Raw genomic sequence first — 12,544 nt, 5'->3', positions numbered from 1 at the left:
GTCTTAACCTTAATCAGCCTAAAAATACCTAACCCAAAGTAGGTGTTTACAATATTCATGATTAAGGAGTATCAAATGTCAGAACCCGATAAAACAACAGGCTTTGTACCTAGGCGTGAATTTCTAAAAACCGGCGCTTCTTTACTGACGGCCATAGCAGTTCCATCAGTTTTAGCCGAAAGCATAAAAATACCTCAGTCAATGTTAATACCAGGCGAGTTTGATAGCCCTTATGGCTCACCATCGACATTTGAGAAAGACATAACACGAGTCATTCCTCCACACGGCAATGCAGCATTTACGCCTATCGCTAACCAGCGCGGTATAATCACTGCGCCGGGCTTACATTTTGGTGCGCATCATTCGGGTATTCCACAAATTAATCCTCAGCAACATGAGCTTTATATTCATGGACTAACAGAAAGAGCATTACGCTTTAACCTTAACGACTTAGAGCGCTATCCTTTACAAGGTGGCATCATGTTTTTGGAGTGTAGCGGTAATACTTGGTCGCAAGCATTGAGTGATAAGGCAGCGAATAAATCAGCGCAAGATTTATATGGATTAGTGTCAGGCTCAGAATGGTTAGGCGTTCCCGTAAAACTATTACTAGAAGAAGCGGGCATTAAACCCGAAGGAAAATGGGTAATAGCTGAAGGCAGTGACGCTGGCACCCACGCGAGAAGCATTCCATTAGAAAAGCTGATGGACGACGCTATTATTGCCCTTTATCAAAATGGAGAACGGTTAAGACCAGCCCAAGGTTATCCTATGCGACTATTTTTACCGGGTTGGGAAGGTAATATGAATGTAAAATGGCTCAGGCGTTTAGAAGTTGTCGACCAACCCGCCTATACCAAAGATGAATCACGTGCTTACACTGAAACTCTGCCCGATGGCACTATTGAACAATTTAGCTTTTATATGGATGTTAAATCTGTAATCACCCACCCTTCTGGTCAACAAAAACTACAGGAACGTGGCTTTTATGAAATTTCAGGCTTAGCCTGGTCGGGGAAAGGAAAAATTACCAAAGTTGAAGTTTCTGATAACGGCGGTATCACTTGGCTTAATGCTGAACTTCACCCCCCCATTCTCAGTAAATCATTAACTAAATTTAGTTTGCCTTGGCATTGGCGAGGGAAAGCAGCAAAACTACAAAGCCGTGCCACTGACGAATTTGGCAATGTGCAACCTACACATACTGCTTGGAAAGCACAATACTTTGCTGGCTCTTATAACCACTACAACGCTATTCAAAGTTGGGCAATATCTGAAAAAGGAGACGTAAGCAATGTCTTTTAATCACTCGTTAATAACGTTAACCAGCTTGTTGATATTATTATCAACTAATGCCAACGCCAATAATATAGGTAACAAAGCAAGTTTAACAAACACTAGTGCTGAACATAAAAAAAGCCCTGACCTAGGAAAACCTTTAACAAACGAGCAAGTTGATAGCATCAGCATTACTGTATTACCAAATGGAGTCGGCCTGTCAAAAGGAACGGGAAATGCAATTCAAGGAAAAATACTTTATCAAGCAAAATGCTTAGCTTGTCACGGACAGCAAGGGAGTGGCGGAACTGCTCCTAAGCTCACAGGAGGGAAAAACCAAGCGCCTTTTTGGTCAACTGGGGCTTCTTGGCCCTATGCTACCTCGATATTTGACTATATTCGCCGGGCCATGCCACCAAGCAATGTTAAATCATTATCAGCAGACGAAGTATATGCCTTAACAGCATATATATTAGCGATGAACAATATAATTGATGACAAAAAAGAGCTTAGCCACAACAACTTAGCAGAAATAAAAATGCCCTCACAAGCTTATATGTCAAGCAAGTGGCAAACGGAAGAAAAGGCAATACTTAAAAGTAATGGGGCCACACAGTAACGAGGTGAAACTTAGTGACCATACTAGGTTTTTCTAAAGCTTATAAATATTAATGATACCAACATAGGTATTACGGGGGCAATCCGCACTGCTACTTATGAGGCCACTTTATAGTGGCCTTTTTTATGTTACTAAAAGAAATTTTTATATCGTCGCTATAAACTGTATAATCGCGCGCATTATTTTGACTTCGAGTTAGCACTTCATTAGCTCGTTAAATTATTCGCTACGGAACTTATATGTTAGCTGCAAACAATATTACCCAACAATTCGGCGCTAAGCCGTTATTTGAAAACATTTCACAAAAATTTGGTGGTGGTAACCGCTACGGTTTAATCGGTGCCAACGGTTGTGGTAAGTCTACCTTTATGAAAATTTTAGGTGGCGATTTAGAGCAAACATCTGGCAACGTTAACTTAGATCCTAACGAACGAATCGGTAAGCTTCGTCAAGACCAGTTTGGTTTTGAAGAATATTCTGTTGTCGATACCGTCATTATGGGTCACACCGAGTTATGGGCAGTAAAAGAAGAACGTGACCGTATTTACGCATTACCTGAAATGAGTGAAGAAGAAGGGATGCGCGTTGGTGATTTAGAGTCTGAATACGCTGAAATGGACGGATACAGTGCAGAAAGCCGTGCTGGCGAATTATTAATGGGTGTTGGTATTCCGGTTGAACAACACTATGGATTAATGAGCGAAGTAGCGCCAGGTTGGAAATTACGTGTGTTACTAGCACAAGCACTATTTTCAGATCCGGATATTTTATTACTCGATGAGCCAACCAACAACTTGGACATTCACACCATTCAGTGGTTAGAAGAAACCTTGAACGAGCGTGACTCAACCATGATCATCATCTCGCATGACCGTCACTTCTTAAACAGTGTTTGTACTCATATGGCCGATTTAGATTACGGTGAACTTCGTGTATTCCCAGGTAATTATGACGAATACATGTTGGCTTCTACGCAAGCACGTGCCCAGTTAATGGCTGACAACGCCAAGAAAAAAGCACAAATTGGTGAGTTACAAGCCTTCGTTGCCCGTTTCTCTGCTAACGCATCAAAAGCGAAACAAGCCACTTCTCGTGCTAAGCAAATTGATAAAATTCAATTAGCGGAAGTAAAAGCGTCAAGCCGCGTAAACCCATTTATTCGTTTTGAGCAAGACAAGAAATTATTCCGTAACGCCCTTGTGTTAGAAAACATGAACAAAAGCTTCGATGATAATCATGTTTTGCACAACATGGACTTAATGGTAGAAGTAGGTGAACGTATCGCGGTTATCGGTGAAAATGGTATCGGTAAAACTACCTTCTTACGCACTATTATGGGTGAATGCGAATACAAACCAACGTCAGGCTTATATACTTGGTCAGAAAACGTCAACATTGGTTACTATGCACAAGACCACGCACACGAATTTGAAAACGACATGACCTTATTCGAGTGGATGAGCCAATGGCGTCAACCAACTGATGACGAACAAGCGGTTCGTGGTTACTTAGGCCGTTTATTATTTTCAGCTGACGATATTAACAAGTCTGTAAAAGTATTATCGGGTGGTGAACAAGGTCGTATGTTGTTCGGTAAAATCATGATGCAAAAACCAAATATTCTTGTTATGGATGAGCCGACTAACCACATGGATATGGAGTCTATTGAGTCGTTAAACATGGCGATGGAGAAGTTTGAAGGCACTATTTTATTCGTCAGTCATGACCGTGAATTTGTCTCAAGTTTAGCAACGCGCATTGTTGAATTAAAAGATAGCGGCTATAACGATTTTGCCGGTACTTATGACGAGTACCTTGCCTCTCAAGAATAAACTACACTAGCGACACCGTATAAGGTATTACTGTAATAACTTTCACCAAAGTAGAGCAGTAGTACCTTGCAACATCTACCTCACCCGTTAAGGATAAATCGTGCTTAGTTATCGTCACGCATTTCACGCCGGCAACTTTGCCGATGTATTAAAACACTCTGTATTGACCTTAGTACTAGAATATATGACCCGTAAAGATAAGGGCTTTTATTACATTGATAGCCATTCTGGCGCAGGCATGTATCAACTTGAAGATGAATATGCGCAAAAAACCGGAGAATATAAAGACGGTATTGCTAAGCTAATCAATAATAATGATATTCCTGAAGCATTACAGCCTTATATCGACTTAGTCAGTGATATCAACCAAGGCGAAGAATTGTCACTCTACCCCGGCTCACCTGGTATTGCCCGACAATTTACCCGCCGCCAAGACAGTGCTCATTTATTTGAATTACACCCAACTGATATAGAGCATTTAAAAGCGTATAGCCAACGCTGGAATAAATCTCACGTTAAACAATCTGACGGTTATCAAGGAGTACTAGGTTTAGTACCACCACCCAGTCGACGTGGCGTGGTGTTGATAGATCCACCATACGAGTTAAAAGAAGATTACTTAAAAGCGGTGCGTACCATAGTTAACGCTTATAAGAAGTTCGCAACAGGTACTTATATTTTATGGTACCCAGTGGTAAAGCGTGAACTTGTAGAACAAATGCAAGATGCTTTTACTAAAAGCGATGTGCGAAACTTAGTGCAAGTTGAATATTGCCAAAGTGCAGATACTCAAGAATATGGCATGACAGGCACTGGGTTGTTTATTGTTAACCCGCCATGGCAGTTAGGCAAGCAATTAGAAGAGATATTGCCTTACATTACTGCAAAACTCGGTAACAACGAAACTACCTTTAGTTTAAAGCAGTTAATTGCAGAATAAGTTCATAAAACGACACAGTACCTAGTCAACCGAATAGGTACTGTAGTAAGTCATTATTTTAAATAAACTTAACCGTTCAACTATTTACCATTCATCTCTAACAACTCACTTTAATTTGTCAGTTAAAAGCCTGATAAAAAACAAAACCACGCCAGCCAAAACGGCTTTTCAATCTAGTCAAAACTTCCTCTATAACTGACTACCGATTACGCGATCTATTTTATTCAATCATTAAAACACCATCGTTCTAGTTAATCTAGCGCAGATATAAATCAATATATCAAAGAGTTAAATGCATTTTTATTAATATAAAGCTTCCGACACAATCGATAACAGCCAATTTAACTTCATCATTATGAATTTGTTTTAGCCTTCATTGTGCACGCTACGTTTGCCCCTATTTTAAAATGTAGTTGTTTAAATTATTGACAAGAGACTATCGGTCACTTATCATTATCATTAAGAGACCATCGGACACTTAAGTATGAATTGGCAACGAGCACGAACAGACGAAAAGAAAAATGAGCGTAAAGTCGCCATTTACCAAGCTGCACTGACATTATTTATAAAAAATGGTTACGACAAGGTTAGTTTTAACGGTATTGCAGCGGAAGCAGGTTTCACTAAATCCAATATGTATCGCTATTTCAGCTCAAAAGACGATATTTTTTTAAATGTTTTTGCTGACTTATTTGAAAAGTGGGTTGATGACTTTGCAAAGCAATTACAAGATTTACCACAAAACGTTGCAGCAGTTGATTTTGCTGACGCTTGGGTAAATACACTGTTAGCTCAGCCCAAGTTTCTCGATTTGATGCCGTTGCTATTTATTTCATTGGAAAGAAACAGTTCATTTGAACAGTTGCTTGAATTTAAACGCTTATCAATGAACTTACTATTTCAACTCACTGTTGATATCAGCAGAATTTATCCTGATATTGTCGGCGAAAATGCATTTAGGTTATTAACCTTAAGTTATGCAGCAACTGCGAACTATTGGGCTGCAAATACCCAAAGTGAGGCACTGAAAAACATTTATCAACTAGAAGAATTTCAAGCGTTAAAACCCAATTTTGAAAAAGATTTAACGACTGCCATAGAAATCATCATTCGTGGCTTACAAGCGACTCATTAATTACATTAGGAATAAACAATGTCTCATCACAGCGAAAATACCATCAAAGTTAACGTGCCATCTGAAAAGGTTTGGCAAATATTAGAAGACTTTAGTAGCGTAGAAAAATTTGCAATCACAATCAAATCATCACCAATAATCAGTGATATAAATTCAGGTTTAGGTGCTAAAAGGTTATGTACTTTTAATGATGGTTCTAGCCTAGTTGAAGAGATCATCGAATACTATCCAGGTAAAGGCTATAAAATGGTATTGTCCGAATTTTCATTACCATTAAAAGAAATGTATGCCACTATGAAAGTAACAGCCATTGATGAGAATAGCTGTGAGATTTATATGTCAGCTGATTTTGTGGTTAAAGCCGGTCCATTAGGTTGGCTATTGGGGCAATTTATCATGAAACCTTTCATGAAGTCTGTATTTAAAAAGCTCATGACTGGTTTGGCATATCATAGTGATACTGGGGAAAATATTGGTGAAAAGTTACCGAAAAATAACAATTTAACGAAAATACTTAGCGCCTAAAATACGAGATAAAACTTTTTTATAGCACTGACTTAACTTGCGCTAAAAAACTTCGAGAAACAGGTACAAGTTGTTGGTTAACAAGTTTAAGCAGCAACTTTCGCCCATCTTTTTCTTCCGCCACTATTGCTTCTTTTGCAACCCACCACGATCTATGTGTTTGCACGCCCGGATATTCTTCTAAACATGCCAAAGCATCTTTAAAACGCATGAGTAATAAATGATGCCCTTTATCGGTATGAACCTTCAAATAGTGGTCATCCATTTCTAAACACAATAGCTGACCACGTTTATCTATCGGCAGCTTTGCCATAAAGTCGTTAAATTTTTTATTCGAGCGTTCTTCGCTACTTTGTTCTTGCTTTACTAGCTGCTTTTCTTGTTGTAATAATTGCTGCTTTTGTAGCTGAAAATGATTTTTTAAAGTATGAATAAATGAAATTAGCCCACCCATGATAAAAGTTCTCAACATCATTTGCGGTACCAAAGACAAGTAAGGTGCTGGAATATCAAAGAACAGAATAACGACAAACGGTACAACAAAACTCATAATAATACTGGCAATTGCCGCTAAAAATGCAATGCGAAACCAGTATTTTGAGAACACACCTGCTGCTCGCCTTTGTAAGTATTCGTTACCAAAATAGATAAGTGGTGAATAAATAAAATAGCCACTAAAGCAAAGTACCAACCAAAAAAACCATCCGGGTAACATACCTACTTGGTCCATGCCAAATGGCGTTAACAATGCCAAAACACTTGCAATGGCAACAATTAGTACAGAATCATTTTTAATTTTATTGCGGTCCCATTTTATAGTTTTATCTTTATTTTCAATGGTTAATTCACGATTCGTCAACGGTACATCGGCCTTTTTGGTTATTTTTACGAAGAATTTGTGCTACTTCACGAACTGTTAATTTTCTTTTTAATTTTGCCATTTTATCCTCTTTCCTCATCGAAGCAATGGTAACTACTTATATAAACCGCAATAAAATAATAGAAAGGAAAATAAAATGAATTCAATAACAACAACCGTTTGTGCTATCGCAATGTTATTTACTACGCCATTTATATCAGCAAAAACTCTGGAGTTTAAAATTGACGGAGTTAAATCTAGCAAAGGAAAAATATACGTACAACTGTTTAAAGGGTCTGAGAACTATCAAAATAACAAAGCCTACCTTTCTAGTATTACCAACGCTAAGCAAGGGCAAGTAACGATAACGTTCAACGACCTAGACTTAGATAACTTAGATGAAAATACCTTAAACGACTATGGTATTCGTTACTATCACGACGAAAATGACAACGCCAGCATGGAAACTAATTTATTTGGTATGCCGCTTGAAGGTTATGGTTACTCAAATAATGCCAAAGCAAACTATGGTCCTGTTGATTATTCACAAATAAAATTTCATATAACTAATGAAACCCAAGTGAACACTTCTACTATTGTTTATTAGGACTAATGATATGCAACGTCGTCAATTATTAAAAAATCTTGTTGGTATAGCTGGCATAGGCGCTAGTAACTTAGTAATGAGTAATCCTATCGCTGCGCTGGCCCATGCCAACAAAAATGCAAAAAGTAAAACGGATTTACTGATCAATGCTAAGCAAGCTTTTAACTGTGCGTTAAAAACTAGCCCGACATTGCTCGGTTTAAAGAACACTGTAGGCAACTTTCCTAAACAGCAGCTGATGATTGAGGGAGAGCTACCTAAAAATATTAGTGGCGTACTTTACCGTAATGGCCCAGCAAAATTTGAGCGAAATGAACAACGTTACCTACATCAGTTTGAAGGTGACGGTATGGTCAATAGTTTTACATTTTCAGACGGTAATATTTATCATCAAGGTAAGTTTGTAGAAACAACAAAATTTATTAAAGAGCAAAACAGCGGTAAGTTTTTATATTCAGGCCCTCAGAGCCAGCTAGAAAATAGCCAAAGTGTGTCACATGCTGACGCCGTGAACACTGCCAACATAAATGTTATTCCGGTTAATGATGAAGTATGGGCATTGTGGGAGTCTGGCTCAGCGACTGCGTTAGATGCTAAAACGCTCGCGACTAAACGCCGCGTCAATTTGGGTGAGAAAAGCCAGTACGGTAACAAACTTAAAGGATTAGCATTTTCAGCACACCCGAAAATAGAAGCCAACGGTGATATTTGGAATTTTGGTTTGAGCCTGTCAGGTCATATTGCTTTATATCAGCTATCCGCAAAGGGGCAAGTTAAAAATGTCGGTATGATCAACGCTCGTTATCAGGGAAAAATGCTGCATGACTTTCTGATCACGCACAAACATATTTTACTTATATTGCCATCGTTAACATCTAAACCGTCAAACGACCCTAGCGCTACAGGTCTTTTTAATAGCATCCAATACGACAAAGGTTTAGCTATGCAAGTATTAGTTATCGACAAGCAATCCTTAACGCTGAAAAAGCAATTTGAACTAGATGCAGGGTTTGCCTTTCACTTTGGTAATGCTTGGGAGGAAAACGACGGCACCATACATTTTGACGCCAGCATCAATGATAATTTCAATATTATGAATGAACTATCTGAATTAATGTCAGGTAAATTACGTAGCCTAGACAACTCACCCAACACAGTATTATTTACATTACATCCAAACGGCGCAGCATCTAAATCTGTAATTGCAGGAGACAGTGAATTTCCTCGCGTATATGACCATGTTGTAGGGCAGCGTTACAGCAAGCTATATACCCTTTCGCATACTGAAAGTAATTACTGGCGCGATACCGTTTGCTGCCTAAATACCGATAACGGCAACAAAGATAAATTTGTTTATGGCGAAGACTTTATTGCTGAAGAGCACATTATTGTTTCACGTAACGCAAAAGAAGGCTCAGGTTATTTAGTAGGAACCGCATTACATATACCGAGCAAACGTAGTTGTTTAAATATATTTAAAGCGAATCAACTCAGTGCTGGACCCGTTTGTCGTGCTTGGCTCCCCTACCATTTACCGTTAGGATTACATGGCAGCTTCAAACCCGCTTAATTAAATTTCATCACATTTATTGCTGCGGTAATGCTGAAATTTAGCTAAATCATCTTGTGGGCTATACCAGCCCACTTTGCTTGATAAATAAATATGAGCATCTGGCTTAACTTTTGGCTCAGTATCAAAACAAGCTAACGCTAATTCCACGGTTTTAGCTTGTTGATTAAAGCTAGAAATGAACATGAGGCTTGAACCACAATGCTGGCAAAACTTTCTTAATAACTCATTCTCAGCTTGATAGGTTTTTAATTCACTTTCACCATGTATCCAAGTTAAGTGCTTAAGTTTCACTTCAACAAAAGTAGAAAATGCCGTACCGTGAAACTTACGACACATTTGACAATGGCAATGCCCCACTAATGGTTCAAATTGTTCAACTGAAAAGGCTACCTTGCCACATAAGCAACTGCCTTTATTTATATTTTTCTGCTCAGGAGTATTACTCAATTGATCGCCTCTTCAAGCTCTTTCGCCTTTAAAATTTTTTAATCATCGTCATCATTTCTGGATTAAAACCTAGGTTTTTATAAAAGACTTGGGCTTTACTATTATTGGCAAAAACCTCTAAATGCAACAATCGATAACCTTGTCGTTGTGCCCAGTCTTCTGCGGCTTGCAGTAATAGTTTCCCTATTCCGTTTCCTTGTGCAATTTCAGAAACCGCCAATAAGGTTACCGTAGCGCACTTCTCACTGGAAATATCATCTTTACGTTCGCACGCATGGATATAACCTAAAGGTTGCGCAGTGTGGACTTCATTGAGTTCATCAGTTCGCTCAGCAATCAAAAATGTTTTTGGTGTGGTCGAGCCGTCAAACATGCTTGCAAACATATCGGCAATATAATCATCTTGCATGGTTTGTACTGCTTCGCGACTATGCCAATTTAAATCAGCAACGTCTGCCAAATTAGCTGATAAACTGAAAATGAACTCACGATCTGAGCTGGTTGCAGCCCTGATTTTGATATTACTTGTCATAACTTAAGTTTCTTTTTATTAAATTTACTAACTATATAACTATTCGATGTTAGAAATATCAATAAATACACTCGTGCCTTGGCACACTTTACTTTCAACGTGAACTCGCCAACCTTGTTTTTCACTTAAACGGCGAACAATATTTAAACCAACACCTGATTTCTCTAATACGTTAGTATTTTCTGGTGCTTTATTATGTTCACTCATGCCATCTCCAGTATCACGAACAACTATGCATTTGTTCTCAATTAAAACAGATACACTACCTTCACTGGTATGCTGTAAGGCGTTACGAACAAGGTTATCAATAACAATAGCTAGAGATTCTTTAGCACATGAAATTTCCAAAGATGTATCAATTTTATTTAAGCACAATATAGCTTGGTTTCGTTTCAAGTAATCATGCTTAGCAAAGCAACTATCGACGAGAGCATGCAAGCTGAAACCAACATTTTTAAGCTCTTGGTGTTGTTCGCGCCCTAAAATTAAAAATGTTTCGATAAGATGAGTCATATCCTTGTTTGCACGACTGATTCTTAATAGAAATTGGTTTAATTTACCTGATTGCCCTTCAGGTGTAGACAATGCAAGCTCAACTGCCGCTCGACTGCTAGCCACAGGAGTTCGCAATTCATGGCTAACATCACGAGAAAAAACTTTTTCTCGCTCAACAAAATTTTGTGTTCTCATTACGAATGAGTCAATTCGCTTGGCAAGAAAACCAATTTCATCATCAAAATATTTTTCGTTACTTTCTAGATAATGTTGATGATCAACACCATCAACAGAATTTGCTAAACGTGTCAGTGGCGACACAACCATTCTTGCCAAAACAAAACCAATCACTAAGGCAAGAACCATAATAATGACCAATATTTTTAAGAATAATTCTGCAATATATTCTTCTGAATGATTGTCGTAATTTACAAAATCACTTACATCAACCATATAGTAAAAGTACTTACTATTTTCCTGCGCTAGCGATGATTTTAAAATGTGAATGGTTTTATGATCAGCAATAAATTCATAAATAATGTAACCTTGTTCTGTAGAAAATTTTGGTCCCGGAACCCGCACCTCTTCAAAATTGCTAACTTGTGTAAACTGGTTTCGGGTATTGTCACTAATAAAATAATTGGCTGCTGTTTTAAGCGCCTTTTTTTCATCACTTACAAATACCTTAGCTGTAGTTACTTGGTTAAAAACAAGCGTAGGATTTTTTTCGTATTCTGCAATTAATTGCCCTGCTTCTTGGGAAATATACCAATTAAATATTTCATCAGAATTATACTTAACACCGTAGAATGTGACCCAGCCATAACCTAAGGTTACAACAATTGAAAAAATGACACATGCGATAACAATACGAAAGCGAATACTTTGTAATAATCTCATGAAATACTAAACCCTCGCCCTTTAGCTGTTTTAATTAATGCTTGCCCATATGGTTTATCAATTTTATTGCGCAGTTTGTAAATATGACTACGTAGAGAATCACTATCAGGCAAATCGTCCCCCCAAACTAAATGCTCTAACTCTTGCCTGAGCACAACTTCAGGTGAACGCTGCATTAACACTACTAATAACTTATAGGTGTTGGGAGACAACGATATAATGTCGTTTGCTCGGCTTACCGATTCAGTTTTTAAATCTATACATAAATCTTCCAGCTGCAATGTTTTCTTCACGCCAAGATAACGATTATAAATAGCCTGAAGACGCATTAGTAACTCACTAAGATCAAAAGGTTTTACTAAATAGTCATCAGCGCCAGCGGAAAAGCCTGCTTGTTTATCCGCTAAGGTATCGCGAGCGGTTAAAAATAGCACAGGGGTGTCATCATGATATTGTTCACGTAATAACTGACATAAACTTAATCCGTCCATTTTTGGCATCGCAATATCAAAAACATACATGTCATAAGTGTTATTTAACGTCGCCTGTAACCCTGACTTTCCATTATCAGCAAGATCGCAAACATGTCCTTTCATCTCAAGATAATCAGCAATACTTGCCGCTAAATCGGTATTGTCTTCAACAAGTAAAATCCGCATATGTGCTCCCAGAAAAATATCGAGTTTATTATAAACTAACTGTATGTGATTAGAACGTGAACTCTTGTCACGTTCTGTTCACATAAAGATCTGTAAAGTAAATTTATTACGGTTATTTTGGTATCGCATAAAAAGGAAAAAAC

General features: G+C 38.1%; 13 protein-coding genes. 8 read left to right on the top strand and 5 right to left on the bottom strand.

The genetic code is table 11. The features are described 5' to 3' along the window. The first annotated feature begins 75 nt into the window (after positions 1–75). The 6 genes from soxC to AC27E9_RS18305 all read left to right on the top strand — a co-directional run bounded on the left by soxC (position 76) and on the right by AC27E9_RS18305 (position 6,329). Entirely contained in the window at positions 76–1,305 is a 1,230-nt protein-coding gene (soxC, locus tag AC27E9_RS18330; RefSeq protein WP_487132721.1) for a sulfite dehydrogenase, read from the top strand. Beyond that, the gene (locus tag AC27E9_RS18325) at positions 1,295–1,897 is read left to right on the top strand and encodes a c-type cytochrome (protein WP_487132719.1); all 603 of its coding nucleotides are present in this window, start codon (positions 1,295–1,297) and stop codon (positions 1,895–1,897) included. Before soxC ends, AC27E9_RS18325 begins: the two co-directional genes overlap by 11 nt. Positions 1,898–2,136: 239 nt before the next feature. Continuing rightward, positions 2,137–3,729, top strand: a complete 1,593-nt coding sequence (locus AC27E9_RS18320; RefSeq protein ID WP_487132717.1) for an ABC-F family ATPase — start codon at positions 2,137–2,139, stop codon at positions 3,727–3,729. A 100-nt stretch (positions 3,730–3,829) separates the two neighbouring features. Further along, entirely contained in the window at positions 3,830–4,669 is an 840-nt protein-coding gene (locus AC27E9_RS18315; RefSeq protein WP_487132715.1) for a 23S rRNA (adenine(2030)-N(6))-methyltransferase RlmJ, read from the top strand. Positions 4,670–5,153: 484 nt separating this feature from the next. Then, positions 5,154–5,804: a TetR/AcrR family transcriptional regulator gene (locus AC27E9_RS18310; RefSeq protein ID WP_487132714.1), complete on the top strand. Its 651-nt coding sequence runs from the start codon at positions 5,154–5,156 to the stop codon at positions 5,802–5,804. Positions 5,805–5,822: 18 nt separating this feature from the next. Continuing rightward, positions 5,823–6,329 carry an SRPBCC family protein gene (locus tag AC27E9_RS18305; protein WP_487132712.1) on the top strand — a complete coding sequence of 169 codons (507 nt, stop codon included), beginning with the start codon at positions 5,823–5,825 and terminating at the stop codon, positions 6,327–6,329. Between the two features lie 19 nt (positions 6,330–6,348). Here AC27E9_RS18305 and AC27E9_RS18300 read toward each other — a convergent pair whose 3' ends face one another. Then, complete coding sequence (locus AC27E9_RS18300) at positions 6,349–7,188, bottom strand: LytTR family DNA-binding domain-containing protein (protein ID WP_487132710.1); 840 nt, start codon at positions 7,186–7,188, stop codon at positions 6,349–6,351. A gap of 157 nt (positions 7,189–7,345) precedes the next feature. Here AC27E9_RS18300 and AC27E9_RS18295 point away from each other — a divergent pair, with 157 nt between their 5' ends. Both AC27E9_RS18295 and AC27E9_RS18290 read left to right on the top strand, forming a co-directional pair. Next, a complete protein-coding gene (locus AC27E9_RS18295) occupies positions 7,346–7,795 on the top strand; it encodes a DUF2141 domain-containing protein (RefSeq protein ID WP_487132708.1) in 450 nt (149 codons plus the stop codon). 10 nt (positions 7,796–7,805) lie between these two features. After that, the gene (locus AC27E9_RS18290; RefSeq protein ID WP_487132706.1) at positions 7,806–9,365 is read left to right on the top strand and encodes a carotenoid oxygenase family protein; all 1,560 of its coding nucleotides are present in this window, start codon (positions 7,806–7,808) and stop codon (positions 9,363–9,365) included. On the opposite strand, the gene AC27E9_RS18285 is transcribed toward AC27E9_RS18290, so the two are convergent. The 4 genes from AC27E9_RS18285 to AC27E9_RS18270 are packed head-to-tail and all read right to left on the bottom strand — an operon-like array spanning position 9,366 to position 12,401. Further along, complete coding sequence (locus tag AC27E9_RS18285) at positions 9,366–9,815, bottom strand: GFA family protein (protein WP_487132704.1); 450 nt, start codon at positions 9,813–9,815, stop codon at positions 9,366–9,368. 28 nt (positions 9,816–9,843) lie between these two features. Further along, positions 9,844–10,347 carry a GNAT family N-acetyltransferase gene (locus tag AC27E9_RS18280; protein ID WP_487132702.1) on the bottom strand — a complete coding sequence of 168 codons (504 nt, stop codon included), beginning with the start codon at positions 10,345–10,347 and terminating at the stop codon, positions 9,844–9,846. A gap of 39 nt (positions 10,348–10,386) precedes the next feature. Next, positions 10,387–11,742 (bottom strand): sensor histidine kinase, encoded by a 1,356-nt coding sequence (locus AC27E9_RS18275; RefSeq protein WP_487132700.1) that lies wholly within the window; start codon positions 11,740–11,742, stop codon positions 10,387–10,389. After that, positions 11,739–12,401 carry a response regulator transcription factor gene (locus tag AC27E9_RS18270; RefSeq protein ID WP_487132698.1) on the bottom strand — a complete coding sequence of 221 codons (663 nt, stop codon included), beginning with the start codon at positions 12,399–12,401 and terminating at the stop codon, positions 11,739–11,741. The genes AC27E9_RS18275 and AC27E9_RS18270 overlap by 4 nt, the downstream gene beginning before the upstream one ends. Positions 12,402–12,544 lie beyond the last annotated feature (143 nt).

It is taken from the genome of Colwellia meonggei (assembly GCF_057537295.1).
The sequence above is the reverse complement of the archived record's forward strand: the minus strand, read 5'-3'. Positions and strand labels throughout refer to the sequence as shown.

Bases quoted from the DNA above. Each gene is read 5' to 3' on its own strand.
- AC27E9_RS18275 (WP_487132700.1), bottom strand. From the start codon at position 11,742: ATGAGATTATTACAAAGTATTCGCTTTCGTATTGTTATCGCATGTGTC.
- AC27E9_RS18270 (WP_487132698.1), bottom strand. From the start codon at position 12,401: ATGCGGATTTTACTTGTTGAAGACAATACCGATTTAGCGGCAAGTATT.
- AC27E9_RS18295 (WP_487132708.1), top strand. From the start codon at position 7,346: ATGAATTCAATAACAACAACCGTTTGTGCTATCGCAATGTTATTTACT.
- AC27E9_RS18305 (WP_487132712.1), top strand. From the start codon at position 5,823: ATGTCTCATCACAGCGAAAATACCATCAAAGTTAACGTGCCATCTGAA.
- AC27E9_RS18325 (WP_487132719.1), top strand. From the start codon at position 1,295: ATGTCTTTTAATCACTCGTTAATAACGTTAACCAGCTTGTTGATATTA.
- AC27E9_RS18290 (WP_487132706.1), top strand. From the start codon at position 7,806: ATGCAACGTCGTCAATTATTAAAAAATCTTGTTGGTATAGCTGGCATA.
- AC27E9_RS18310 (WP_487132714.1), top strand. From the start codon at position 5,154: ATGAATTGGCAACGAGCACGAACAGACGAAAAGAAAAATGAGCGTAAA.
- AC27E9_RS18280 (WP_487132702.1), bottom strand. From the start codon at position 10,347: ATGACAAGTAATATCAAAATCAGGGCTGCAACCAGCTCAGATCGTGAG.
- AC27E9_RS18320 (WP_487132717.1), top strand. From the start codon at position 2,137: ATGTTAGCTGCAAACAATATTACCCAACAATTCGGCGCTAAGCCGTTA.
- soxC (WP_487132721.1), top strand. From the start codon at position 76: ATGTCAGAACCCGATAAAACAACAGGCTTTGTACCTAGGCGTGAATTT.